This is a genomic window from Neisseria lisongii (assembly GCF_028463985.1).
In the GTDB taxonomy this organism is placed as follows: Bacteria; Pseudomonadota; Gammaproteobacteria; order Burkholderiales; family Neisseriaceae; genus Neisseria; species Neisseria lisongii.
The window spans coordinates 360,692-385,295 of the sequence record NZ_CP116766.1; the positions used below are offsets into that span (position 1 = coordinate 360,692).

Annotated in this window: 25 protein-coding genes; 9 read left to right on the forward strand and 16 right to left on the reverse strand. The window is 53.1% G+C overall.

Annotation, left to right across the window (positions count from 1 at the left end; all coding sequences use genetic code 11):
• Positions 1-212: 212 nt before the first annotated feature.
• Genes PJU73_RS01610 through PJU73_RS01620 form a run of 3 tightly spaced genes read right to left on the reverse strand, consistent with a single transcriptional unit; the run spans position 213 to position 3,207 of the window.
• Positions 213-1,094 (reverse strand): ABC transporter permease subunit, encoded by an 882-nt coding sequence (locus tag PJU73_RS01610; protein WP_237091859.1) that lies wholly within the window; start codon positions 1,092-1,094, stop codon positions 213-215.
• Positions 1,094-2,065, reverse strand: a complete 972-nt coding sequence (locus PJU73_RS01615; protein WP_237091860.1) for an ABC transporter permease subunit — start codon at positions 2,063-2,065, stop codon at positions 1,094-1,096. Before PJU73_RS01615 ends, PJU73_RS01610 begins: the two co-directional genes overlap by 1 nt.
• 17 nt (positions 2,066-2,082) lie before the next feature.
• Entirely contained in the window at positions 2,083-3,207 is a 1,125-nt protein-coding gene (locus PJU73_RS01620) for an ABC transporter ATP-binding protein (RefSeq protein ID WP_237091861.1), read from the reverse strand.
• 591 nt (positions 3,208-3,798) lie between these two features.
• On the opposite strand from PJU73_RS01620, the gene radC reads away from it, so the two are divergent.
• Positions 3,799-4,476, forward strand: a complete 678-nt coding sequence (gene radC, locus PJU73_RS01625) for a RadC family protein (protein WP_237091862.1) — start codon at positions 3,799-3,801, stop codon at positions 4,474-4,476.
• Between the two features lie 18 nt (positions 4,477-4,494).
• On the opposite strand, the gene PJU73_RS01630 is transcribed toward radC, so the two are convergent.
• On the reverse strand, positions 4,495-4,995 hold the full coding sequence (locus PJU73_RS01630) for a DUF1841 family protein (RefSeq protein WP_237091863.1): 501 nt from the start codon (positions 4,993-4,995) through the stop codon (positions 4,495-4,497).
• Between the two features lie 243 nt (positions 4,996-5,238).
• Between PJU73_RS01630 and greA the strand changes: the two genes are divergently transcribed.
• Together greA and PJU73_RS01640 are read left to right on the forward strand one after the other, a co-directional pair.
• Positions 5,239-5,715, forward strand: a complete 477-nt coding sequence (gene greA, locus PJU73_RS01635; protein ID WP_237091864.1) for a transcription elongation factor GreA — start codon at positions 5,239-5,241, stop codon at positions 5,713-5,715.
• A gap of 150 nt (positions 5,716-5,865) precedes the next feature.
• Entirely contained in the window at positions 5,866-6,291 is a 426-nt protein-coding gene (locus PJU73_RS01640) for a DUF4149 domain-containing protein (RefSeq protein ID WP_237091865.1), read from the forward strand.
• Positions 6,292-6,460: 169 nt separating this feature from the next.
• Here the strand turns inward: PJU73_RS01640 and PJU73_RS01645 are convergent, their stop codons facing one another.
• From PJU73_RS01645 to PJU73_RS01665, 5 genes are all read right to left on the reverse strand, one after another.
• Complete coding sequence (locus tag PJU73_RS01645; protein WP_237091866.1) at positions 6,461-6,946, reverse strand: hypothetical protein; 486 nt, start codon at positions 6,944-6,946, stop codon at positions 6,461-6,463.
• Positions 6,943-7,296, reverse strand: coding sequence for a hypothetical protein (locus tag PJU73_RS01650; protein ID WP_237091867.1), 354 nt, complete (start codon positions 7,294-7,296; stop codon positions 6,943-6,945). The genes PJU73_RS01645 and PJU73_RS01650 overlap by 4 nt, the downstream gene beginning before the upstream one ends.
• Positions 7,297-7,327: 31 nt before the next feature.
• Positions 7,328-9,250 (reverse strand): ATP-binding cassette domain-containing protein, encoded by a 1,923-nt coding sequence (locus PJU73_RS01655; RefSeq protein ID WP_237091868.1) that lies wholly within the window; start codon positions 9,248-9,250, stop codon positions 7,328-7,330.
• A 203-nt stretch (positions 9,251-9,453) separates the two neighbouring features.
• Positions 9,454-10,038, reverse strand: a complete 585-nt coding sequence (gene mog, locus PJU73_RS01660; protein ID WP_237091869.1) for a molybdopterin adenylyltransferase — start codon at positions 10,036-10,038, stop codon at positions 9,454-9,456.
• Between the two features lie 95 nt (positions 10,039-10,133).
• Positions 10,134-11,204: an AI-2E family transporter gene (locus tag PJU73_RS01665; protein ID WP_237091870.1), complete on the reverse strand. Its 1,071-nt coding sequence runs from the start codon at positions 11,202-11,204 to the stop codon at positions 10,134-10,136.
• Between the two features lie 220 nt (positions 11,205-11,424).
• Here PJU73_RS01665 and purM point away from each other — a divergent pair, with 220 nt between their 5' ends.
• Positions 11,425-12,459: a phosphoribosylformylglycinamidine cyclo-ligase gene (gene purM, locus PJU73_RS01670; RefSeq protein WP_237091871.1), complete on the forward strand. Its 1,035-nt coding sequence runs from the start codon at positions 11,425-11,427 to the stop codon at positions 12,457-12,459.
• A 316-nt stretch (positions 12,460-12,775) separates the two neighbouring features.
• Here the strand turns inward: purM and purE are convergent, their stop codons facing one another.
• From purE to PJU73_RS01690, 4 genes are all read right to left on the reverse strand, one after another.
• On the reverse strand, positions 12,776-13,258 hold the full coding sequence (purE, locus tag PJU73_RS01675; RefSeq protein WP_237091872.1) for a 5-(carboxyamino)imidazole ribonucleotide mutase: 483 nt from the start codon (positions 13,256-13,258) through the stop codon (positions 12,776-12,778).
• Positions 13,259-13,632: 374 nt separating this feature from the next.
• Positions 13,633-14,364, reverse strand: a complete 732-nt coding sequence (locus tag PJU73_RS01680) for a tetratricopeptide repeat protein (RefSeq protein ID WP_237091873.1) — start codon at positions 14,362-14,364, stop codon at positions 13,633-13,635.
• 2 nt (positions 14,365-14,366) lie between these two features.
• Positions 14,367-15,035: a class I SAM-dependent methyltransferase gene (locus tag PJU73_RS01685; protein ID WP_237091874.1), complete on the reverse strand. Its 669-nt coding sequence runs from the start codon at positions 15,033-15,035 to the stop codon at positions 14,367-14,369.
• Positions 15,036-15,047: 12 nt separating this feature from the next.
• Entirely contained in the window at positions 15,048-15,233 is a 186-nt protein-coding gene (locus PJU73_RS01690; protein ID WP_237091875.1) for a DUF3460 family protein, read from the reverse strand.
• Positions 15,234-15,584: 351 nt separating this feature from the next.
• Here PJU73_RS01690 and PJU73_RS01695 point away from each other — a divergent pair, with 351 nt between their 5' ends.
• The gene (locus PJU73_RS01695) at positions 15,585-16,937 is read left to right on the forward strand and encodes a polynucleotide adenylyltransferase PcnB (protein WP_237091876.1); all 1,353 of its coding nucleotides are present in this window, start codon (positions 15,585-15,587) and stop codon (positions 16,935-16,937) included.
• A gap of 178 nt (positions 16,938-17,115) precedes the next feature.
• Here PJU73_RS01695 and PJU73_RS01700 read toward each other — a convergent pair whose 3' ends face one another.
• Positions 17,116-17,517, reverse strand: a complete 402-nt coding sequence (locus tag PJU73_RS01700) for an RNA-binding S4 domain-containing protein (RefSeq protein ID WP_237091877.1) — start codon at positions 17,515-17,517, stop codon at positions 17,116-17,118.
• A gap of 354 nt (positions 17,518-17,871) precedes the next feature.
• On the opposite strand from PJU73_RS01700, the gene PJU73_RS01705 reads away from it, so the two are divergent.
• The 4 genes from PJU73_RS01705 to PJU73_RS01720 all read left to right on the forward strand — a co-directional run bounded on the left by PJU73_RS01705 (position 17,872) and on the right by PJU73_RS01720 (position 21,976).
• Positions 17,872-18,831 (forward strand): acetyl-CoA carboxylase carboxyltransferase subunit alpha, encoded by a 960-nt coding sequence (locus PJU73_RS01705; protein ID WP_237091878.1) that lies wholly within the window; start codon positions 17,872-17,874, stop codon positions 18,829-18,831.
• Positions 18,832-19,095: 264 nt separating this feature from the next.
• Complete coding sequence (gene tilS, locus PJU73_RS01710) at positions 19,096-20,421, forward strand: tRNA lysidine(34) synthetase TilS (RefSeq protein ID WP_237091879.1); 1,326 nt, start codon at positions 19,096-19,098, stop codon at positions 20,419-20,421.
• A 75-nt stretch (positions 20,422-20,496) separates the two neighbouring features.
• Positions 20,497-21,279, forward strand: coding sequence for a TrmH family RNA methyltransferase (locus tag PJU73_RS01715; protein WP_237091880.1), 783 nt, complete (start codon positions 20,497-20,499; stop codon positions 21,277-21,279).
• A 40-nt stretch (positions 21,280-21,319) separates the two neighbouring features.
• Positions 21,320-21,976 (forward strand): YecA family protein, encoded by a 657-nt coding sequence (locus tag PJU73_RS01720; RefSeq protein WP_237091881.1) that lies wholly within the window; start codon positions 21,320-21,322, stop codon positions 21,974-21,976.
• 302 nt (positions 21,977-22,278) lie between these two features.
• Here the strand turns inward: PJU73_RS01720 and PJU73_RS01725 are convergent, their stop codons facing one another.
• Both PJU73_RS01725 and PJU73_RS01730 read right to left on the reverse strand, forming a co-directional pair.
• Positions 22,279-23,292: an IS110 family RNA-guided transposase gene (locus PJU73_RS01725; protein WP_272607501.1), complete on the reverse strand. Its 1,014-nt coding sequence runs from the start codon at positions 23,290-23,292 to the stop codon at positions 22,279-22,281.
• A gap of 668 nt (positions 23,293-23,960) precedes the next feature.
• Positions 23,961-24,533, reverse strand: coding sequence for a hypothetical protein (locus tag PJU73_RS01730; protein ID WP_237092027.1), 573 nt, complete (start codon positions 24,531-24,533; stop codon positions 23,961-23,963).
• Between the last annotated feature and the right edge of the window lie 71 nt (positions 24,534-24,604).

The following is a 24,604-nucleotide window of genomic DNA, read 5'->3' on the forward strand; positions in this document are numbered from 1 at the left end:
TTTGTTCGGTTTTCAGACGGCCTGTGGCTGAAAACGGCTTGTTCATTTAAGTTGAAGCATTATTGTAACGTGAAATTTGTGGGGAAGTAAAACGGGGCGGGCGGTTTTTTCGGGGAAGAAAAGGGCGGAAAACCGATGTTTTCCGCCCTTTTTGTTTTTTTAGGCCGTCTGAAAACGGCATGGGAAAATATTGTGCTGTGAAACCGGATATATTATGCGGATTCTGCTAATTTTTCCTGACGGTAGGCTTCTGCGGCTTCCCGTTCCCGTTTGGTTGCCTGACGCATCATCCAGTAGTTGACGACGATCACCAGTGTGCCGATAAAGCCGATTAAGATGGTCGCCAAGACGTTCATCTGCGGGTCGAGACCGAGTTTGATTTTGGAGAAAATCACTTGCGGCAGGGTGGACGAGCCGGGCCCGGAGAGGAAGGAGGTAATCACCAAGTCGTCCAGCGAGAGGGTAATGCCCAGCAGGAAGCCGGAGGCGATGGCGGGGGCAATCAGCGGAAGGGTGATGACGAAAAAGATTTTCAGCGGCCGTGCGCCCAAGTCCATGGCGGCTTCTTCCAGCGATTGGTCGAGTTCGACCAGTCGGGAGCGGATTACCACGGTGATGTATGCCATACACAGGGTGGTATGCCCCAAGAAGATGGTGAAAAAGCCCCGGTTAAAGTAAAGCGCCTGCAGCCATTCGCTGTTTTGCAGAAACATCTGCACTTGGATAATCAGCAGCAGCATGGAAAGGCCGGTAATCACGTCGGGCATAACCATGGGTGCGGAAATCATGCCGGCAAACAGGGTGCTGCCTTTGAAGCGTTTGATGCGTGCCATGGCGTAGCCCGCCAGTGTGCCGAGAATAACCGCCGCCAGTGAGGACACTAATGCAATCCGCAGCGAGAGCCATGCGGCTTCCAAGATGGTGTCGTTTTGCAGCAGTTCGCCGTACCATTTGGTCGAGAAGCCGCCCCAAACGGTAACCAGTTTGGATGCGTTGAACGAGTAAATCACCAACACGGCCAGCGGAATATACAGAAATGCCAGCGAAAGCAGCAGCATCAGTTTGAGAAACCAAGATAATTTCGTTTTCTGCATTATTTGGATCCTTCTTCAATTTCACGGTTTTCGTAGTGCTGGAACAAGACAATCGGAATCACCAGCAGCGCCACCATGGTTACGGCAACGGCGGAAGCCAGCGGCCAGTCGTTGCGGTCGAAGAATGTCTGCCACAGGACTTTACCGATCATTTGGCTGTCGGTGCCGCCGACCAGTTCGGGAATCACATATTCGCCCACGGCGGGAACGAATACCAGCATCGAGCCGGCGATAATGCCGGTTTTGGAAAGCGGCAGGGTAATGGTGAAAAACGATTTAATCGGCCCTGCGCCCAAGTCGGAGGCGGCTTCGAGCAGGCGGTTGTCGAGTTTTACCAACTGGGTGTAGAGCGGCAGAATCATAAACGGCAGATAGGCGTACACCATCACCAGATTCAGCGAGAAGGTGTTGTAGAACAAATCCAGCGGCGCATCAATTATGCCGTATTTCATCAGGAAGTTATTGACGATACCGTTGGTACTCAGCAGGCCCATCCAAGCGTACACCCGCAGCAGGAACGATGTCCAAAACGGCAGCATAATCGCCAGCAGCAAACCGTTGCGTACGGAAGGGTGCGCACGGGAAATGGCGTAGGCGGTCGGGTAGCCGACCAGAAGGCAGATAATGGTGGTGGTCAGCGCCGTTTTAATCGATAGCCAGTAGGCCTGAAGGTAGATATTGTCGCCGTGGCCGCCGAACGGGTTGAACATTTCGCCCAATGTGGACCAGAAATTTTGGAAAATTTCGGCGTAGTTGCGGTAGCTGATGACGATATTCAGACGGCCTAAGTCTTCGTCAAACGAGGTCAGCGAGGTAAACGGCGGAATGGCGGTTTCCTGTTCGGCAAAGCTGATTTTCAAAACGATGACGAACGGAATCAGAAACAGCACCAGCAGCCAGATATACGGCACGGCAACCACCGAGCTGCGTCCCGGTCGCCGGAACAGGTTTTTTAAGTTTTTCAGAATCATATCAACACCCTCTGCAATCAACGGAACAGCGGAGTCGGTTGGTTTTCGGGCCAACTGATGTACACGGTTTCATCCCAAGTCGGCGGCGTGATGTTGCGCACATACCAATAAGGTGCCGGCACTTGGCTTTTAATCACACGACCGTTGGCAAGTTTGATGTGGTAAATCGCAAAGCTGCCCAAATAGGCGATTTCTTTAACCGTACCCTGCGCCCAGTTGTAATTGCCCAAGTGTTCCGGTTTTTCTTTATACACATCAATATCTTCCGGACGGATGCTGACCCATAAATCCTGTTCGGCCGGGCCGCCCAAACCGTGGTCGATACGGACTTGGTTTTCCAAGCCTTCGCATTCGATAACCGCATAATCGGCATGGTCTTCAATTACCACACCTTCAAAAATATTGGTTTCGCCGATAAATTCAGCGGTAAAGCGGCTGTTCGGATAATCGTACACATCGCTCGGTGTGCCGACTTGCTGCAGTTGGCCGTCAGACATAATCGCAATGCGGGTTGCCATCGTCATCGCTTCTTCTTGGTCGTGGGTAACCATAATGCAGGTTACGCCGACTTGCTCCAACGTATTGACCAATTCGAGCTGGGTTTGCTGGCGCAGTTTTTTGTCCAAAGCGCCCAGAGGTTCGTCCAACAGCAGGATTTTCGGGCGTTTGGCCAAACTGCGTGCCAGAGCGATACGCTGTTGCTGACCGCCGGAAAGCTGGTGCGGTTTGCGTTTGGCAAATTTGGTCATCTGCACCAGACGCAGCATTTCTTCGACACGCTCGTCGATTTCGCCTTTGGGCATTTTGTCTTGTTTGAGGCCGAAAGCGATGTTTTGCTCGACCGTCATGTGCGGAAACAGGGCGTAGCTTTGAAACATCATATTAATCGGGCGGTCGTAGGGAGCCAGTTTGGTAATGTCTTGGCCGTCCAGAATGATTTTGCCCTGATTCGGGATTTCCATGCCCGCCAGCATACGCAGCAGCGTGGATTTGCCGCTGCCCGAGCTGCCCAAAAGAGCAAAGATTTCATGTTGATAAATGTCTAAGTCGATATGATCGACAGCGTAATTGTCACCAAACTTTTTCACCAAGCCTTGGATTTGCAGATAAGGTTTGGCAGAAGTCGCAGTTGTTGCGGTCATAATGGCAATACTCCAAATGATAAAAACGAGTACCGGCAAAACGGATTTTCGATGGGTGATAAAAAGCTGTTTGATTGCTGGAGGGGTTCGGTCGGGCAAAGGCCGTCTGAAACCTTATGGAGCGCACGGGCAGCATGAACTGGAAACCGTCGGGGATTTCCAAAATTCAATGCTTTGCAATCAGGCCGGCAAAACATTGAATTTTGAAAACCGAAATTTTCGGCGAACTTAGTATTATATTAGCCTGCAAGGCTTTGGGGCAACCGAAATCGGGAAAATGTCTGATTTTTGCTGCAAACGGCGGGGGAAGTGTTGTCATTGTGTCGGGAAAATCCGTATGATGGCCTAATATAGCGAAATAACCTCAAAGCACTACAGCGTTGGCTTCGCCCGGCTCAAAGAGGACGGTTTTATAACCGGATGAAACGACCATCCGGATAAAACCTGTCCCGTATTGTCCATACTGTCTGCGGCTTGCCGCCTTGTATTGTTTTGGGGTTATTTCACTATCAAAAAAGGCCGTCTGAAAAACCGCATTTTCAGACGGCCTGTCAAAACCGTTTCGGCAAAGGAAAAAATAAGGAGAAAATAATGAGCATCAAACACTGGCCGGAGGGCGAACGCCCCCGTGAAAAACTGTTGGCACGGGGTGCGGCGGCGTTGAGCGATGCGGAACTGTTGGCAATATTGCTGCGGGTCGGCACACGGGGCATGAGTGCCGTGGATTTGGCCCGTTATCTGCTCGGCGAGTTTGGTAGTTTGGGGCGGCTGATGAGTGCCGATGCCCGCACGCTGTCGGCATTTAAGGGCATGGGGCTGGCGAGTTTTACCCAATTTGCCGTGGTTAGGGAAATCGGGCGGCGGATTTTAAGCGAGGAATTGCAGCAAAACACCGTTTTGGGCGATCCGCAGGCGGCGGCCGATTATCTGCGGCTGCATTTGGGACACGAAAAAGTCGAGGTCAGTGTGGCGCTGCTGCTCAACAGTCAGCAGCAGCTGATTGCCATGCACGAGCTTTCACGGGGAACGGTGGCGGAAAACACGGTGTATGTTCGGGAAATCGTCAAGTTGGCGCTCGATGAATACGCCGCAGGTCTGATTCTGGCGCACAACCACCCCGGCGGCTCGGCCATGCCGTCTGAAAGCGATATTGCCCTGACCCGCCGTTTGCAGCAGGCACTGGCGCTGGTCGATGTTTCCCTGCTCGATCATTTTGTGATTACCGCACAATCAGCCTGTTCGATGAAAATGGGCGGCTGGCTGGGTTAGCTTGGTTTGGTAACGCAGTCAGCGGTGGCTGATTTTGTCCGACAACCCGACTTCGTGCGGATTGATGCGGGCATGGTCTTCCTGCCCCAAACCAATCAGGCGGCGCAGGCGGGTGATGTAGGCATTGACATCCAACCCTTTGCCGTAGCGCTGCGCTTCCCATAAAGTTTCCGCCAAAGCGTCCATCATCTCGTGTTCCGCTTTGACCCAGTCGCCGCCGTGTTGCGCACATAATGTTTGATGAATGGCACGAATCCCCGGCGGCTGGTCGATGGCGGCCTGTTCCTGCAGCGACAAATGCAGCGACATATGCAGAAACGGGTTGCTCTCGCCTTCGTCGGGCAACCAGTTTTTATCCAGATAACGTTCGATGTCGGCCAGATAATGCTGGTATTCGGGGTGGGCTTCGATAATGCGCAGCGCTTTTTGCTGCAAACCGTCTAGCTGCAGCGGCTGGAAACGCTGCTGCCAAACGCCGGCGAAAAAGCGGCGCACATCGTGGGTATTGACATCATACATGGTTTGATATTCGGGAAAACACAATCAGAGCATTGTACCGCAAAGCCGGATAAAAAATATACGGCAAAATTACCCTGCCGCCGTTGCGGTTTCCGTGTTTTTTGGTACAATACGGCATAGGATTTACAGCAAGCCGCCATCGGGCGGCTTGCATTTATTTTGACTGTATTCGGATTCGGCCGCCGCCGTGTCCGCAGATGAAAAACACATTCAAAGCGGCTGCGCCGTTTTGCGGAGATGATTATGCAGAAGATTCCATTAACGGTTCGCGGTGCCGAGCTGCTCAAACAAGAATTGCAACACTTGAAAAGCGTTGCCCGTCCGGAAGTGATTGAAGCGATTGCCGAAGCCCGTTCGCACGGCGATTTGTCGGAAAACGCCGAATACGAAGCCGCCAAAGAGCGTCAAGGCTTTATCGAAGGCCGTATTTCCGAATTGGAAAACAAGCTGTCTATGGCGCACATCATCAATCCTGCCGAAATCCACGCCGACGGTAAAATCGTGTTCGGCACAACCGTTACGCTGGAAGATTTGGAAAGCGGCGAGCAGGTGCGCTACCAAATCGTCGGCGAAGACGAAGCCGACATCAAAGAGCGCAAAATTTACGTCGGCTCGCCGATTGCCCGTGCCTTAATCGGCAAAGAAGAGGGCGACGTTGCCGAAGTGCAGGCCCCGGGCGGCGTGCGAGAATACGACATTATCGCCGTAGAATATATTTAACGGCCGATTGCTGTTTATGCCGTCTGAAAACCGGTTTTCAGACGGCTTTGTTGCGGCTGTATTTGTCTGATATGGCAAGTGGATTGTTTTTACGCTATAGTGGATTCACGATATGATTTCAGACAGTCAAAATATACAAGGAATACGGAAATGAAACATTTATCTACCGCACTCGCCGCTTTTTGGCTCGGTTTACAGGTGATGGCGGGCTATATCGCCGCCCCCGTTTTATTCGGCGCATTGCCGAAAATGCAGGCGGGCATGATTGCGGGTAAGCTGTTTGATGCCGTTTCCTATATCGGTTTGGCGGTGTGGGCGGCGGCATATTTTTTAGCGGGCAACCGAAAATGTCTGCGGATACCGGCCGCTGCATTGCTTGTCCTGATTGCCGCCAACCAGTTTTTGGTAACGCCTGTGATCAATGCCCACAAAACCCATACTGAAAACTGGCTGCTCTCGCTGACCGGCGGCTCGTTCGGCATGTGGCACGGTATTTCCAGCCTGCTGTTTCTGATGAGTGCCGTATCGGCATTGGGGTTTATCATGTCGGCGTTGAGACAGAAAAACGGGGCATGAGATACATTGATTATACAAAGCCGTCTGAAAACTGATTTTCAGACGGCTTTGTTATGCGGGAAAGAATACGTGCCTGCTTAGGCAAGCACGCTACACACCGTTCCCCGTCCCGCTGCGGGAAGGGTGGTTCACTTGGGTTGTAATATTTTTTTGGTTAATTCACTATATATTATTTCCTGCTTAATTCCCGTTGTAATGCCTGAATATTTTGCTGGCGGTCGGATACGGCGGTTTGCAGGGCTTGGATTTGTTGCGGGTCGTTGCCGTGTTGTGCCTGTATCAGGCGGGATTGGACTTCCTGCAGGGCTTTGCGTTCGTTGGCCAGTTCTTCCTGCAAGATGGTTTGGCGGCTGCTGCGTGCGGGTGCGGCTTCAGCAGGGATTGGGGCGGCTGCAGGAATAACGGGGGCTGTCGGGTGCTGAACGGGGCGGCGGGTTTTGCGTTTGGCGCTCGGTGCGGCGGCGGGTTCGTTGTGTAGATAGCCGCTGTAACTGCCGATGGCGGGTAATTGCACAAGGCGGCAACTGGCGGAGGGGCGGGAGGTGTACACGGTCAGGCCGCCGATATGGCAAGTATAGACTTGGGCGGCTTGGGCGGTGAATACGCTAAAGCAGAGGCCGAATACGGCGGTGTGGCGGAAAAAACGGGTGTTCATTTGGCGCTCCGGGGATTGGGGCGGCGGCGGTTTTTCTGCCGTTTGGCCGGTCGGGTGGCGGCTTCGTCGGTTTGTCCGTCGGCTGGTAAGATGGTTTTCGGGCGTTTGACTTTTTTGGTTTCGTTTTTTTCGGCTTTGGTTTTGGACGGTGTATCCAGTTTGTAGCCGCCGCTTGAATAGCTGCTGATGGCGGGGAGTTCGGCACGGTTCAGACAGGGGGCGGCGGGTTCGGTGGTGTAGAGCGGTACGCTCCGTTGCGGACAGCGGTACACATCGGCGGCTTGGGCGCAGGCCGCTGCGCAGAATAGGGCGGCGGAAAAAAAGCATCGGGCGTATAGTGGGCGGGACATGGTTTTTCCTCAACTATTGCGGTTGTCTGGCTCAAGCGGCGGCAAATTCGGCATCGATTTCGGCGTTAATCTGTTCCAACTCTTCCTGCCAGCCCAGCCAGTTTTCTTCGCATTGCGCCAGTTTGCTTTTGGTTTCTGCCAGTTTGGCGAGGGTTTCCTGCAGTCGGGCTTTGTTTTCTTCGGCGTAGGCGGATTCTTGTGCCAAAAAGGTTTCGCAGGCCGTCTGAATTTCGTTCAGGGTGGCCATTTCTTTTTCGGCTTTGTCAATTTTTTGTTGGACGGGTTTGCAGCGTTTGGCTTTTTCCTGCCGGATTTGGGCTTCGAGACGTTTGGTGTCTTTGCGGCTCAGGCTTTGGGCGGATGCGGCGGGTGCGTTGGCGGCGTTTTCCTGCGCCAGCCGCCATTGGCGGTAGTCGTTGAGGTCGCCGTCAAAGGTTTTCAGACGGCCTTGGTCGATCAGCAGGAAGCTGTCGGTGGTGGCTTCGAGCAGGCTGCGGTCGTGGGACACGACAATCAGTGCGCCTTGGAAACTCTGCAGCGCCAGCGTGAGGGCGTGGCGCATATCCAAGTCGAGGTGGTTGGTCGGTTCGTCAAGCAGCAGCAGGTTGGGTTTCTGCCATACAATCATGGCGAGTGCCAAACGGGCTTTTTCGCCGCCGGAAAAGGGTTCGATTTTTTGCAGCGCCATGTCGCCGACAAAGTTGAAACCGCCTAAAAAGTTGCGGATTTCCTGTTCTTTGACTTCGGGCGAGAGCTGTTGAATATGCCATACGGGGCTTTGGTCGTCGCGCAGAATGTCGAGCTGGTGTTGGGCGAAATAGCCGATGTTGAGTTTTTCGGCACGGATGATGTTGCCCGACTGCGGTGTCAGCTCGCCCGCCAAGGCTTTAATCAGGGTGGATTTGCCGCTGCCGTTTACGCCGAGCAGCCCGTAGCGTGCGCCGCTTTCGAGCGACAGGTTGAGGTCGGCGAGCGTGGTGCTGCCGTTGTAGCCGAGCCGGATGTGTTCTAGTTTTAAGAGCGGGTTGGGTAGGTGGGCGGGGGTGTCGAAGGCAAAGGAAAATTCGCTGTCCAAGTGTGCCGGTGCGATGCGTTCGAGCTTGGCGAGGGCTTTGATGCGGCTTTGTGCCTGCGTGGCTTTGGTGGCTTTGGCTTTGAAGCGGTCGATAAACGACTGCAGGTGTTTGATTTGTGCCTGTTGTTTGGTGTAGGCGGCCTGCTGCTGCGCCAGCCGCTGCGCCCGTTCGTTTTGGTAGAAATCGTAGTTGCCGCCGTATTGGGTCAGTTTTTGGTTGGACAATTCTATGGTGTGGTTGGTGGCGGCGTTGAGAAAATCCCGGTCGTGGGAAATGATGATTTGGGTGCAGGGTAGGGCGGAGAGGTGGTTTTCCAGCCACAATACGGTTTCCAAATCGAGGTGGTTGGTCGGTTCGTCAAGCAGCAGCAGGTCGGCACGGCACATCAGTGCCTGCGCCAGATTGAGCCTCATCCGCCAGCCGCCGGAAAAGGCTTTGACGGGTTTGGCGTGTTCTTCTTGGGAAAAACCCAAGCCGCTGAGTAATTTGGCGGCACGGGCGGGGGCGGTGTAGGCATCGATTTCGTCGAGTTTGGCGTGGTATTCCGCCTGTTTCATGCCGTTGTTTTCCGCTTCGGCCTGCGCCAAGGCCGTCTGAAAATGCTGTAATTCGGCATCGCCCTGCAAAACATAATCCAGTGCGGAAATGTCCAAGGCGGGCGTTTCCTGAGCTACGGCGGCGAGTTTCCAGTGTTTGGGAACGGAGACATCGCCGCTGTCGGGTGTGATTTCGCCTTTCAACAGGGCAAACAGGCTGGATTTGCCGGTGCCGTTTTTGCCGATCAGGCCGACCCGCCAGCCGGGATTGACGGTGGCGGCGGCGTGTTCCAGCAATACTTTCAAGCCTCGTTGCAGGGTCAGGTTTTTCAGCTCGATCATGTTCGGTTTCCGCAGCAGGTAAAACCGCTATTTTACCCGAACTTTGCCGGAATGATGAATGATGCCGTCTGAAAATGAGTGAAACCCGCTGCGCCTGTTTTGGTTTCGCCGAAACCCGTTGGCTCGTTTTGGCGAAACCTGCGGTTTTAGCTGCGCAGAAACTCACTGCGTTCGTTTTCAGACGGCATGATGGTCGAAACGGTTTATTTCTGCTTGGGGCGGAAAGCCTTGCTGATGTTGCTGTCGGTTTCGATAAAGCCTGCGCCAATCAGATCGAGGCAATAGGGAATGGCGCTGAACAGGCCGTGAACTTGGATTTCGCCTGTGTCATTGCGCACGCCGCCCAGCGTCTCGGCGATGGCTTTGGGGCGGCCGGGCAAATTGACAATCAGGGTTTTGCCCCGTATGCCGGCGGTTTGGCGGGACAATATGGCGGTCGGCACATAATACAGGCTGATTTGGCGCATTTGTTCGCCAAAGCCGGGCATTTCTTTGTCGATAACTTTAAGCGTGGCTTCGGGGGTAACATCACGCAGGGCGGGACCGGTGCCGCCGGTGGTAAACACCAAGTCGCAGGCGTGGCGGTCGGCCATGTCGATCAGGGTTTGTTCGATCAGACTCTCTTCGTCGGGAATCAGTGCTTCGATAAAGTTGATCGGATTGTTTACCGCCTGCGTGAGCCAGTCTTTCAGGGCGGGAATGCCCTCGTCGGCATATACGCCGCTGCTGGCACGGTCGCTGGCGGATACTAATCCGATGGTAATGGTGGCAAGAGTAGGTGTGGTCATGATGATAAATAAAGGATTGGGTTGATTGAAAAAAACAGCAGGCCGTCTGAAAATCCATTTCACTTGTTGTAGCGAAATTCAGACGGCCTCACACATCAGCGGTGGCGGTAGAAGCGGCTGAGGAAATAGGCGGACACGCCTTCGCGCAGCAAAACCAGTGTTACCGCCGCCAGCGGCAGGCCGACCAGCATACCGACAAAGCCCATCAGTTGGCCGAACGCCATCAGCGAGAAAATCACCCAAAACGGCGACAGGCCGATACGGTCGCCGACGATTTTCGGCGTGATGAAAAAACTTTCCAAAAGCTGGCCGACGGCAAATACGCCCCAGACCAGAAAAATACCTTGCCACGAACCGAATTGCAGCATGGCGGCAATCGTTGCCAGTAAAAGGCCGGTAAATGCGCCCAGATAGGGAATAAAGACCAAAATACCCGCCACCATGCCGATGGCAAAGCCCGATTCCAAACCGGTGAGCATCAGGCCCGTGCCGTATATCAGCCCCATAATCAGCATGACCATCAGCTGGCCGCGCAGAAATTCGCTCAACACCTGATCCATATTGGACGTAATGCGGGTATAGCTGTCGATAAAGCGGCGGGGAACAAGGGCGCTGATGCCGTAAGACCAGCGTTTCCAGTCCAGCAGAAAATAATAGAGCAGAAACGGCAGCAGCAACAGATTGCTGATGCTGGTAATCACATTCCCGCTTTGACGCATAATCGCCGGCATCATATTTTTCAGCGTCTGGCTCAATTCGCCGGTGTGCGACTGCAGCCAGCGGATAATCGAATCACCGTCCAAGCTGATATAGTCGCCCGCCACACGGTTAATCAGCGGCAGCAGCACATTCTGGGTAAAATGGACAATCAGCGGCAGACGTTCCAGCAGATTGTTAAACTGTCCGACCAGCATCGGCACGATAATCAGCACCAGCGACAGCAATACCGCCAGCGCCGACACCATCACCAGCATAGACGCAATGCCCCGTTTGAAACGGTGGCTTTCCAGCCAACTGACCAGCGGATTGAGGACATAAGCCAGCACCGCCGCAATAATAAACGGTGTCAAAACATCGCCCAGCGCATGAATCAGCCACACAAAACCGGCAATTACCAATACCGCAACCGACCACGGCAGAACGGCACGTTTTTTCTTTTGATACATAAATCCAGATTCCGAACCCAAGTTCATCAGTCATCAAAGTATAGCAGAAGATTGGCGGTATGCCGTCTGAAAATATGGCGAAAGAGCGAAACCGGGACAGCGTTTCCCCGTCTTGCCGCACTGCTTTTAAAGTAAATGCACGATAGTATAAAAATCAGTTAAAATAGCACCATGATTGCTTCCCCATTTTTCACCATCCCTAGAGCGAGGAATATTCCGCATGAACACTTCATTGAGCTACCGTGATGCAGGCGTCGATATCGATGCAGGCGACCAACTGGTTGAAAACATCAAACCCTTTGCCAAACGCACCATGCGCCCTGAAGTGTTGGGCGACTTGGGCGGCTTCGGCGCACTGGTCGAAATCGGCAAAAAATACCGCAATCCCGTATTGGTCAGCGGTACCGACGGTGTCGGCACCAAGCTGAAACTGGCATTTGATTGGGACAAACACGATACCGTCGGCATCGATTTGGTGGCAATGAGCGTAAACGACATTCTCGTTCAAGGCGCAGAACCCCTGTTTTTCCTAGATTATTTCGCCTGCGGCAAACTCGATGTCGCCCGTGCCACCGACGTGATTAAAGGCATTGCCCAAGGCTGCGAAGAATCCGGCTGCGCCCTGATCGGCGGCGAAACCGCAGAAATGCCGGGCATGTATCCCGAAGGCGAATACGACTTGGCAGGCTTTGCCGTCGGCGTGGTCGAAAAAGACCGTGTGATTAACGGCCGCAGCATTGCCGCAGGCGATGTCGTGTTGGGCTTGGCTTCCAACGGCGCACATTCCAACGGCTATTCCCTGATCCGCAAAATCATCGAGCGCGACAATCCTGATTTGGATGCCCAGTTCGACAACGGCAAAACCCTGCGCGAAGCTATCATCGCCCCGACCCGCCTGTATGTCAAACCGATTTTGGCCGCTTTGCAACAATTCGCCATTAAAGGCATGGCACACATCACCGGTGGCGGCATCACCGAAAACGTACCCCGCATTTTGCCGCAAAACACCGTTGCCCAAATCGATGCCGCTTCATGGGCATTGCCGAAACTCTTCCAATGGCTGCAACAGGCAGGCAATGTCGAAACGCAGGAAATGTACCGCACCTTCAACTGCGGTATCGGCATGGTGGTCGTCGTTGCCGCCGAAGATGCCGATGCCGTGCAGGCATTCTTGAGCGAAGCAGGCGAAACCGTGTACCGCTTGGGCAAAATCCGAGAACGCAACGGCGACGAACACCAAACCCAAGTCGCTTGAGACGGGTAAGATACAGACAGTTTGAAAAAAATCGGAACGATTTAAGCGTTCCGATTTTTTTGTTTGGACTTTCATTATCAACCCAAGCCGTCTGAAAATCATGTTTTCAGACGGCTTGTTGTGGAATTTAAAACACGTGCATGCTTGGGCATGCACCCTACCTATATGAAATTTAAGGGAATTCATCGTAGGGTGCACGCTGTTGCGTGCACGTGTTAGTAAAACATGCGTTTTTAGCTTCGCAGAAACTCGCTTTGCTCGTTTTGGCGAAACCTGCGGTTTTCAGATGGCATTATTATGATTTGCTGCGGGAAAATTACGCAGGCAGCTCCATTGCCAACACGGTTTGTTCCTGTTTGGTACGGAATGCGGCGAGTTTTTCCGCCAATTCGGGATTATCGTTGGCGAGCAGGGCGATGGCGAACAGGGCGGCGTTGGCAGCGCCGGCTTCGCCGATGGCAAAAGTGGCCACGGGTACGCCTTTGGGCATTTGGACGATGGACAGCAGCGAATCTTCGCCGCGCAGATATTTGCTCGGTACGGGTACGCCCAAGACGGGGACGGTGGTTTTGGCGGCAACCATGCCTGGCAGGTGGGCAGCACCGCCGGCACCGGCAATAATTGCTTTAATGCCCCGCTCCCGAGCGGTTTCGGCGTATTCAAACATCAAATCGGGCGTGCGGTGGGCGGAAACGACTTTGGCCTCGAATTCGATACCGAATTCGGTCAGAAATTGCGCAGCCTGCTGCATCACCGGCCAGTCGCTGTTGCTACCCATAATAATGCCTACTTGAACCATGATTGCTCCTTGTGGGGAAATTGTTGGGGAAATATCGTGAATTATCAATAATCAATGCCGTCTGAAAACGAGCAAAGCGAGTTTCTGCGAAGCTAAAACCGCAGGTTTCGCTAAAACGAGCGAAGCGGGTTTCTTCGAAGCTATAGTGAATATACTGAATAATTCATACGTTTTTTTAAACAGGGCGTAGGTTGGGTCGAGACCCAACACGATTGTAAACACCTTAAAACATAAGATTTTGTTGGGTTACGCTCGTGCCTCGCTAACCACAACCTACGCCTGCTTTTGTATGGAAAATTCGGTGTTTTAACTATAAAACCGCAGGTTTCGCCAGCACCGTGAAAGTTTACCTAAACCGCCGTTGCCGCATCAGCCTAACGCTGCTGCAATCTTGCGGCGGCCTGTTTGGCGGCGTTGCTGTCGGGGTATCGCTGTATCAGTTTGCGCCAAGTGTTGCGGGCGATGTCTTTCTGCTGCATGGCGTATTGGCATTGGCCGATGCTGTAAACGGCATCGGGGGTTTGGTGGCTGCTGTGGAAACGGTTGGCGTAGCGGCCGCCGATTTCGATGACCGATTCGCAGTTGCCCAGCCGTTGTTGGCTTTGCAGCAGCAGATACATATTGCGGCGGGCGGTTTCGCTACCGTTGCCGCCGTCAGCGCCTTTGAGCAGGGCGGCTGCGGCTTGGTAGTTGCCTTGGCGGTAGCGTTGCAGCGCCTGTTCGTAAAGGCGGCGCTCATTGGCGGAAACTGGGTCGTCTTGTCCGTTTTCGGCGGCGGTATCCGCCTGATAGTGTTTTTTCAGGGCGGCATCGTCCAAACGTTGTACGCCCATGCTGCGTTTGGCGGGCGGTTTGGCTTTGGCACTGTGTTCCAAGCGTTGGATGCGGTTGGTCAGCAGCCCGATTTCTCGTTCCAAACGGGCAATCTGTATGCTCATTTGGTCGATTTGGGTTTGTTGGTCGATGGCGGGATAGGGAATGGCTGTCTGATTGCTTTCCTGCGGTAAATCGGGTAATACGGTGTCGCCGTCCACCGTTGGTGCGGCGTTGGCGCAGGCAGCGGAAAGGGTGAGTGCTAAGGCAAGGGCGCGGGTGTGTCGGTTCATTATTATTTTTTCAGTAAAAGGGTCAGGCCGTCGCCGACAGGCAGGGTAATCGGCACGATACGGGCATCGTGCGGCAGGTTTTGGTTGAAGGTTTTTAATATTGCCAGACTCGGCGGGGCATTGCCGCCGTGTTCTTCCATCACCCGGCCGCCGAGCAGGATATTGTCGATGGCGATGATGCCGCCGCTGCGCACCAGTTGCAGGCAGCGTTCGAAATATTGCGGAGTAGGCGGTTTGTCGGCATCAATCAGCGCCATGTCGTATTGGCCGCTTTGACCCTGTTCGATCAGCGTATCCAAAGTGAGCAGCGCCGGTTGCAGGTGCAGGCTGATTTTGTGGGCAACGCCTGCGGCCAGCCAGTGTTCTCGGGCGATGTCGGTAAAGGTAACGTTGATGTCGCAGGCGGTAATGCGGCCGTCTTCGGGCAGGGTCAGCGCCATGGCGGTGCTGCTGTATCCGGTAAACACGCCGACTTCCAAATAACGGCGTGCCTGAATCAGGCGGGCAAGCCAAGTCAGCAGGGCGGCCTGCTCCCGAGCGATGGCCATTTTGCCCAGCCGGTGTCGGGCGGTGTGTCGGCGCAGGGCGGCTAACACGGGGTGTTCGGTTTCGCCTATGCTGTTGAGATAGGTTTGCAGCGCCGGAGCGACGTTGAGGGTGTGGGTGGTCATGCCGTCTGAAAATTACAGTTTGTAGTAAGTGTAAGGTTCTTTGGCGACTTTGGCGGCTTCAAAACCGGCCTGTTCTTCAGGGTTGAGGGCAACGTCCCACAAAAGGTTGCGGTTGCTCAGGCGTTCCTGTTCCAATTCGGGACGCTCTTTAATCAGGCTGTCTAAAAACTGGGTGGCATCGGATTGGTAGTGGTACATTTTTTGCTCCAAACAACGGACAGTGTCAGATAAGAGTGGTATTATAGCTGAATTTTTCCGGCGGTGGGGCTGGCCGGACAAGAAAACCATGTGCTGCGGCAGCGTTGGAATCTTTTGTTTCCCGAAGGGTTTTATCGGGAGGGAAAACCGTTCCGGCAGCCCCGATTGTCCCGTGCCGCACTGCAACAGGCCGTCTGAAACCTTTGCACAATGTTTTTGCAGCAGAGAAGATTGTGCAAAGGTTTCCGATTACGGAAACACCGTTTCTGTTCCGCCTAAACGGGTTATTCATGATCCGTTCGGGCGGAATCCACGGTTTCAGACGGCCTGCATATTGAAAGAGATACCCTTATGCTGAAAAAATGGCTGCATAAAATGTTGCCCGCCAAATCAGGCAGACAGACCGTCCGCAAACAGATTATTCCGTTTCGGGAACACCGCATCAGCGCCGAAATGCTCAGTTTTGCCGCCGAAAAAGTCGTGAGCCGCTTACACGAAGCCGGTTTTCAGGCTTATGTTGTCGGCGGAGCCGTGCGGGATTTGCTGCTCGGTGTCGAACCGAAAGATTTTGACGTTGCCACCGATGCCACGCCCGAACAGGTCAGAAAAATTTTCCGCCGCAGCCGCATTATCGGCCGCCGTTTCCAAATCGTCCATGTTATGGTCGGGCCAGAAACCATTGAAGTAACCACCTTTCGGGGCGGCGACAAAGCCGTGCAAAACGCCCAAGGTCGGATTATGAAAGACAACACCTACGGCAGCATCGAAGAAGATGCCATGCGGCGGGACTTCACCTGCAATGCCCTGTATTACGACCCGATCCGGCAGGAAATCCTCGATTTCCACCACGGCGTGCAGGACGTGGCAGCCGGACGCTTGGTAATGATCGGCGAACCGGCGGCACGCTATCAGGAAGACCCCGTGCGGATTTTGCGGGCGGTCAGACTGTCCGGCAAACTCGGTTTCGATGTGGAAGAACGCACCGCCGCCCCGATTGCCGAATACGCAGGCCGTCTGAAACACGAGCCGGTCGCCCGACTGTTTGATGAAATCCTCAAACTGCTGTTTTCCGGCCACGCCCGCAAGTGTCTGCAACAAATCAACACCTTGGGCTTGCCCGACGACATCCACCCGCTGCTGACGGCGCTGAAATCGGCAGCCAAATCCGAAAACCGCATTATCTCGCTGGCGCTGAAAAACACCGACGAGCGGCTGCGTGCCGACAAATCCGTGTCGGTCGGTTTCGTATTGGCAGCCGTGTTGTGGCCGCAGCTTAACCGCTACTGGCAGCAATACCGTGAAGCAGGATATAAACCGGCGGCGGCAATCAATGAAGCCGTCAATACTTTGAAAGACACCATCGAACAAGGCTGGGGTGTGCCGCAGCGGTTTTCCGCCACCATGCGGGAAATCTGGCAGCTTCAGCCGCAGTTTGAGCATACACGGGGCGCACGCCCGCACCGCCTGCTGGCCCAAGCCCGTTTCCGTGCCGCTTACGATTTTCTCGTCTTGCGCGGGCAGACCGGCGATGCCGATCAGCAGCTGATACAGTGGTGGACGGATTTCCAACACGCCGATGAAAGCGTCCGCACCGAAATGACAGCAGCTTCACGCCCCGAGAAAAACGCAGCGTCCGGCGACAAGCCCAAACGCCGCCGCCGTCGCAGAAAGAAAAGCCCAAGCGGTGAAAACGCTGCGGCGTAAGTACAAACAGGCCGTCTGAAAATCAGGTTTTCCGATTTTCAGACGGCCTGTTTTAAAGCCGACAGCTATAGCGGATTTAATTAATTTTCGATACAAGGCAGCAAGCCGCAAACAGTACAAGTAGTACGGCAAGGCGCAGCAACGCCGTAGCGAAAGTTAAGTTAATCCGCTATAAAAATTACCAACTTTCCCGTTTCATACGATCAAGCTGGCGGCGGTCCCGCTTGGTCGGGCGGCCGTCGGGATAAGCGGCGGTAACACGGCTGGCCTGATCGAGCAATTTGATGGCTTCCCGTTTGGCGGCGGTTTGCCCGTCTTCCTGATACAGCAGCCGTGCTTCGGGCGCAGGGCGGCGCTGGTGGTTGAGGGCGGCGACGGTAAAACGGTAGGGCAGCGAATTGAGCGTAACATCGACCACATCGCCGACACCGATATATTTGCTGTTTTTGACCTTGGCACCGTTTACCTGCACCCGCCCTAATTCAATGTGTTTTTGAGCCAGCGCACGGGTTTTGAAAAAACGTGCCGCCCAAAGCCATTTGTCCAAACGCATGGTCGTGCTGTCGGTTTGGTCTTTCATCACAATCCTTTCTTGATTTTGCCGTTGCAGAAAAATAGCGGGAATGCGGTTTGTCTATTATAATTTACCGGACAAAGAGCGGATTGGGACAAGCACCGCCGCTTTTTCATCCACAATTCAAACGCTGTTCAGTTTATCACAAAGCCGGCAGGCTTGATGAATTAGTGTATTTGTACTAATCTATCGCAAAAATAATGATGCCCGAACCGGCGCAGCGTGAAAAACAACGGTTCCGGCTATACCGAAAAAGCCGCCGTTTCGGCGAATTTAGTGTGCAGCAGTGCTGATAATGCTGCTAAAAACGCCCGAATAGCGTATGATTAGGTTCACCCCATTCATTGAGAACGTTACTTTATGAAACCCGTTTTTTTGGACTTTGAACAACCCATCGCCGAGCTGACCAACAAAATCGAAGAATTGCGATTTGTACAGGGCGAGTCGGCCGTGGACATTTCAGACGAAATCCACCGTTTGCAGAAAAAAAGCAACGATTTGACCAAATCCATTTTCAGCAAGCTCACACCGGCGCAGATTTCCCAAGTATCCCGCCACCCGCAGCGGCCTTATACGCTGGACTATATCCAAGCGATTTTTACCGATTTTGAAGAGCTGCACGGCGACCGCCATTTTGCCGACGATGATGCCATTGTCGGTGGTTTGGCACGTTTTGAAGGACAAAGCGTGGTGGTAATCGGTCATCAGAAAGGGCGGGACACCAAAGAAAAAATCCGCCGCAATTTCGGTATGCCCCGTCCCGAAGGCTACCGCAAAGCCCTGCGCCTGATGCAGACTGCAGAAAAATTCAACTTGCCGGTGATGACGTTTGTCGATACCCCCGGCGCTTATCCCGGCATCGGTGCAGAAGAACGAGGCCAGTCGGAAGCCATCGGCCGCAATCTGTACGAACTGACCCGCCTGCGGGTGCCGGTATTGTGTACCGTTATCGGCGAAGGCGGTTCGGGCGGCGCATTGGCGATTGCCGTCGGCGATTACGTCAATATGCTGCAATATTCCACATATTCCGTGATTTCGCCGGAAGGCTGCGCCTCGATTCTCTGGAAAACCGCCGAAAAAGCCGCCGATGCGGCGCAGGCATTGGGCATTACCGCCAAGCGTTTGAAAGAACTGGATTTAATCGATACCGTGATTGATGAACCTTTGGGCGGAGCGCACCGCAATTTCGATGCCGTGATGCAGAGCGTGAAAAACGTTTTGAGCGGCCAGCTTCACGAAGCGCAATCCATGCCGATGGCCGATTTGCTCAACCGCCGTTTCGACCGGATTATGGCATACGGCCAATTTATCGAAAAATAACGTCTGTTTCCGCCTGATTGGAAGGTCTGGTCGAAACACCGGATTTTCTGTATCAGTCGGTCAGCTAATGCAGTCAGAATATGATTGGTGGAAAACACGTTGCGCCATTCTGCACACGCTTCCTCTTCCCGCCGGCGGGAAGAGGTTAGGGGAAGGGTGGTTTGCTGCGTTGTGTGCCACTAATTTATCATAGAGACAGATATTTGTTCCCAATCCAAGCAGGCAGCTTTGCCTGCTTGTTTTTCTAACCAAACAGGAAAACCCATGCCGTCTGAAAATGTGCCGGACACACATCTTTGCTTGGAAACGGTCGCCGCCGCATGGCTCGGGCGGCGGCCGACGCATATCGAAGTCGGATTCAGCGGCGGCTTGGATTCAGTGGTGCTGCTGCACATTTTGGTTACGCTGCGGCAGCAATACGGTTTCCGTGTGCAGGCAGTACACGTTCATCACGGCCTGAATCCCGCCGCAGACGATTGGGCGGCATTTTGCCGCCGCTGCTGCGAAGAGTGGAACGTGCCGCTGCGGGTGGTGCGGGTGCAGGTCAATCCTGAACGCTTGGGCGTGGAAGCAGCGGCGAGAGCCGAGCGTTATCGGGCGTTTGCAGCGTCGGATTGTACCGTATTGGCGTTGGCGCACCATCAAAACGACCAAATCGAAACCTTTTTGCTGGCGGCGGCACGCGGCGGCGGCATTCGGGCGTTGGCAGCAATGCCCGAATGGCGGGCATTAAACAGCGATATTCAGATTTGGCGGCCGCTGTTGCCGCTTTCCCGCAACCGGTTGGCAGATTATGCAGCGGCACACGGTTTGACCTATGTTGAAGACGACAGCAACGGCGATCCCGCCTATCTGCGCAACTGGCTACGCCATCAGGCATTGCCCGCATGGCGGCAGCGGGTGGCGCATATCGACCGGCAGATTTTGGCAAATGTGCGGGCTTTGCAGGACGATTTGGCGTTGCTGGACGAACTGGCCGAAGCCGATTGGGCGCAAGTGTGTTTGGGCGGACGTTTTTCACTGGCAGCGTGGCGGCAGCTTTCCGAACGCCGCCGCCGCCATCTGCTGCACTTTCTGCTGCAGCGGCACGATATTCACGTTTCCCGACAATATCTGCATGATTTTGCACGGGTATTGTCAGAATCGGAAAGCGGCAGTTGGACGGTCGGCAGTAAGCAGATGATTGCCTACCGGCAAATCCTGTTTATCGTACCGGAACACATCGGGCAGAGCGTAACATGGGCAGACAAGCCGCTCACAGGCCGTCTGAAAACGCTGCTGCAGGCGCAGGGCTTTGTGTTGCAGCCGCAGCGTGGCGGACTGAGCGAAACGGTTTTAAATTCAGACGGCATGATTCGAGTTCCCGCCGCCGCCGATAAAATCCCGATTCATTCCGGCAGCAAAAGCGTGAACAAAATTTTGCAGGAAGCCCGTGTTTTGCCGCCGCTGCGGGCATATTGGCCGCTGATTGCCGCCACCGACGGCACTTGCCTTGCCGTTGCCAACCTGCGGGTTCGGCAAGACATTCAGGCAGAAAACGGCTGGCTTCCGGTATGGCCGCAATGGCAGGATTATTGCGGCATCAAATAATCCCAAACAGAAACCGCAGTTTTCAGACGGCCTAGGCATATCTAGGCCGTCTGAAAATCGTTATAATGCAGCCCTATGAAAACCATTATTTCCGCCCACAACGAGCAGCTCAAACATCTGGCGAAGCTGCTCACCCAAAGCAAAACACGTTTGCAGCACCGTCAGGCAGTGTTGGAAGGCGTACATCTGCTGCAAACTTATCTGCAAAGCGGCGCTTTGCCCGAACAGGTTTACCTTTCGCCGACACGGGCGGCACACCCCGAAGCGGCAGAGCTGTTAGCGCAGCTTCCGCCAGAAAAAATTACACTGGTTGAGGGCGAAGCGCTGGCAAAAATCACCAGCCTGACCGAGGCCGATGATGTAATGAGCCTGATTGCCTTGCCCGAAGCCAAACCGCTACCGCAAAGCGGCGACTGCGTGGTGCTGGCAGGCGTGCAAGACCCCGGCAATGCGGGAACGATTATCCGCAGCGCCGCCGCCGCAGGCGTGAAACAGATGATTGTCGGCAGCGGCAGCGTGGATATTTGGTCGCCCAAAGTGCTGCGTGCCAGCATGGGCGCAGTGTTTTTGGCGGAAATCCATACCCGTGCCGACATTGCCGACTGGCTTTGCAGCTATCGGGATACCGTGTGGGCGACCGCCTTGCGCGAGCAGCATCAGGTCAGCCTGTATCAAGCCGATTTGCGTGTACCGTCGGCATGGATTTTCGGCAACGAAGGCAGCGGCATCGCACCCGAAATCTTAGCAAAAGTGCCGTTTGCCGTCCGCATACCGATGGCGGAGGGAACAGAATCGCTGAACGTAGCCATGGCGGCAACAGTGTGCCTGTTTGAACAAATGCGGCAACGCTTACAGTAAAATAATATACAATAATATCAAATAATTAAGGAATTAAATTATGCAAAACCAAACCGACAGCGAATTATGGCAGCAGCTTGCCGAGCTGCTCGACACCAAAGCCGAAAACGGCAGAGTCATGCGCAGCGACGAAGTACAGGCCTTTATGATGGCAATCGCTTCCGGGCCGGACGCATTGGCAGAGACCGACTGGCAGCCCGAAGTATTGGGCGAGGGACCGTTTGACGAAACCGAACGCCAAGCCGTTATCAAATTATGCGAAACCCTGTTCGCCGACATCAAAACCGCCATTGCCGGGAAAAAACTCCCCGATTTATGGCTCTATCAAGACGAAGCAGGCAATGCCGATGTTTATACATGGTGCAACGCCTACCTTTACGCCTTGGACATCGTCCCGACCGATTGGTTTGAAACAGCCGATCAGGAAGAATTTGAAGACCTGTTCTACCCGATAATGGCACTGGGCGGCATTTACGACGAAGAAGAAAACGGCGAAGTCATCGTTCATTTCAGCGATAAAGAACTGATCCAACTCGAAGCCGAACTCCCGCAGGCCCTGCTCGAAATCGCCCTGTATTGGCACGCCGTTATCAACAAACCGACCACCGTCCGCCGGGAAGGCGGAAAAATCGGCCGCAACGACCCATGCCCGTGCAGCAGCGGCAAAAAATACAAAGCCTGCTGCGGCAAAAACTGAAACAGGGCAGCGGAGAGTAGCCGCTATATCAAAGCCAAGCCGTCTGAAAACGAGCAAAGCGAGTTTCTGCGAAGCTAAAACGAGGGTAACGAGTTTCTGCAGCTAAACCCCATGTAGCGTGCATGCCAAGCATGCACGGGGTGGTGGATAAAATGGGGTTGTGGATCAAGCGGCACACATTTCCCGCCATCAATTCTCAAAAACAAGCCGTCTGAAAATCATTTGATATTGGCGGCAACGGGTTGCCCGCTGCACATTCCTGTTTTGGCGATAGGCGTAGATACTATAAGCCCCCCAACAAATCAAGCCTTATCCAGACACATTTTCGCATAGCGTTCTTCATTAAAGGGTTGTTGGTACTTCAATACAGATTGGGCAATGGTCACGAGTTTACGCATCAGAGCCACAATCACGGCTTTTTTTGCCAGTTTATTACGCTCCAGCAAGCGTTGGACAAACGGGCTGTAAATACTGTCCTTATATTTGCCAAAGCAAAACGACACGGCCGGCATATAGAGTATCTTCCTCAAATCACTCTGTCCGATACGGGAGATACCGACCCGCTTATCTACACTCGTTCCCGATTGTCTGACCATCGGGGTCAGTCCGGCATAGGTCGCAGCAGCCCTTCCGTTTTTAAACCGAGTGCCGTCGCCCAGTATGGCGAGCAGCCAACAGGCTGTGGTTTTGCTGATGGCGGGAATACTGCTCAGCAGATGATGGTTGTGTTTCAACTGATCATCCTGTTTCACCAACTGATGAATATGCGTTTCAACGGTTTTGACTTCGCACTCAAGAAAAGCAATCAGACGTTCGGACGAAGCCATCGCATACTCGTCCAACAGCATCTGCAGCCGGACTTTTTCTTTGGTCAGCGCTGCTTTTAAATGTTCGAGATGACGAAGTTGGCGCAATAAGGCTTTTTCGTTATTGCCCTTCGGTTGCCACAGGTCAAACTCATGAACATAGCTTTCGGCTAAGCGGGCAAGTAATTTGGCATCCGCTTTGTCGGTTTTGGAACGTAAGTTCAAACCTTTGGCAAAGTTGGCGGCACATTTGGGATTAATCACGACTACCGAATGTCCGGCCGCATATAAGTATTCGCACAACCTTTCGTGATAGACGTTTGTCGCTTCCATCACGATATAGAGCGGCTTATCCGAAAAGCTGTTCAGCCATTCGCTCAAAGCAGCAAAACCTTGCGGATGGTTCTCAAACTGGTGGTGTTGATACACTTTTGCGGATTTTTTGACCGCAACATCGAACTTTAACTTGGCAATATCGATGCCGATAAAATAAAATGGGGTGTCCATCATGCTCCTAACCTTGTGAATGCAGACTATGCACAGCATGTCTATGATACTATTCGGGGTGTTTGGACATTGAAAACAGGTTTTTATCTACGTTGCGGGCTTTGAAGCCCAAGGTTGGCGTACAACTCTGTTTTCAATCCCGCCCCTGATAGCTGCTTCTATCGGGGGCTTTTTATTTTATCTTGTGGTTGGTGTTTCTTATACAAGGGTGCGGGTAACCGCACCATATCGGGGCAAGGCGAACAAGATTGCAGTTTTAATGATGAAGTAAAGCGGTGCGGTTACCCGCACCCTACGACCTGAAAACGAGCAAAGCGAGTTTCTGCAGTCAAACCCCATGTAGCGTGCGTGCCTCAAGCACGCATGGGCTTGGTTGATCAATCGGCATAAATCAATCTCACCAATCCCAAACCCAAAAACAATGCCGTCTGAAAACTGTATTTTCAGACGGCTTCGACATAAAATGCACAGAACAGGTGCGTGCTTTGGCACGACACCCTACAGGGTAAATAAATATCCGTAGAAAATCTAATATTTCTACGGATATTTATTTGTGTGTGATTGAAGTATTGCGGTGGCGGGCAATGTTTTAATCACGCACAAATTTAAAGTGAGATGTTTATCTTGTGCGTTTAGGTAAAGCACCTTTCCCTTACGGCAATCGCCTTTCCCTATGGCAAAGGTTTAATATATTTGGCTTTGTTTTGTTCCAGTCTAGGATCTAATCTTTTGTCTTTATTTAAACCTTTTTTAATGTTTTGCACAGTAGGTTGGAAGTTTTTATCGCATTTACTCCAATCTTTTCTTTGTTTTTGCAAATCACTTAGTGTCATTTTATAAACATCTACGTCAACAATACCGTGGTCTTTACCAAATTGGCAGAAAGCAACCCGCATATTTTTTGAGCTTGGCAACATACTTGGATTTTCAACGGCTTCATTCCATAGCTCCATATAACGTATTGCTTCAAACAATGCTACTTGCCGAGCCCCTATTTCAGGATCTTTCTTTACTTTATCCCAGTTATCTTTATCCAAAAGCCATATTGAACCAGCTTTATTTACGACGGGATCATGTGCATTTGATATCTTGGTTTTCCATTCACTTACAGTAATTTCTTCATTGTAAGGATTATCATTATAGGGTTTTGTTTGGGCTGTTTTGGCGGATGGTTGTGCATAAATACCGCCGGATAACATCATGCCGCAGAGGGCGGCACTCATCAGTTTGCAGATTGGATTCATTATTGCTTCCTTGTATTGATGGCGGAAACGCCGTGTTTTTAATATAGCCATTTGTTGTTTAGGACATAACC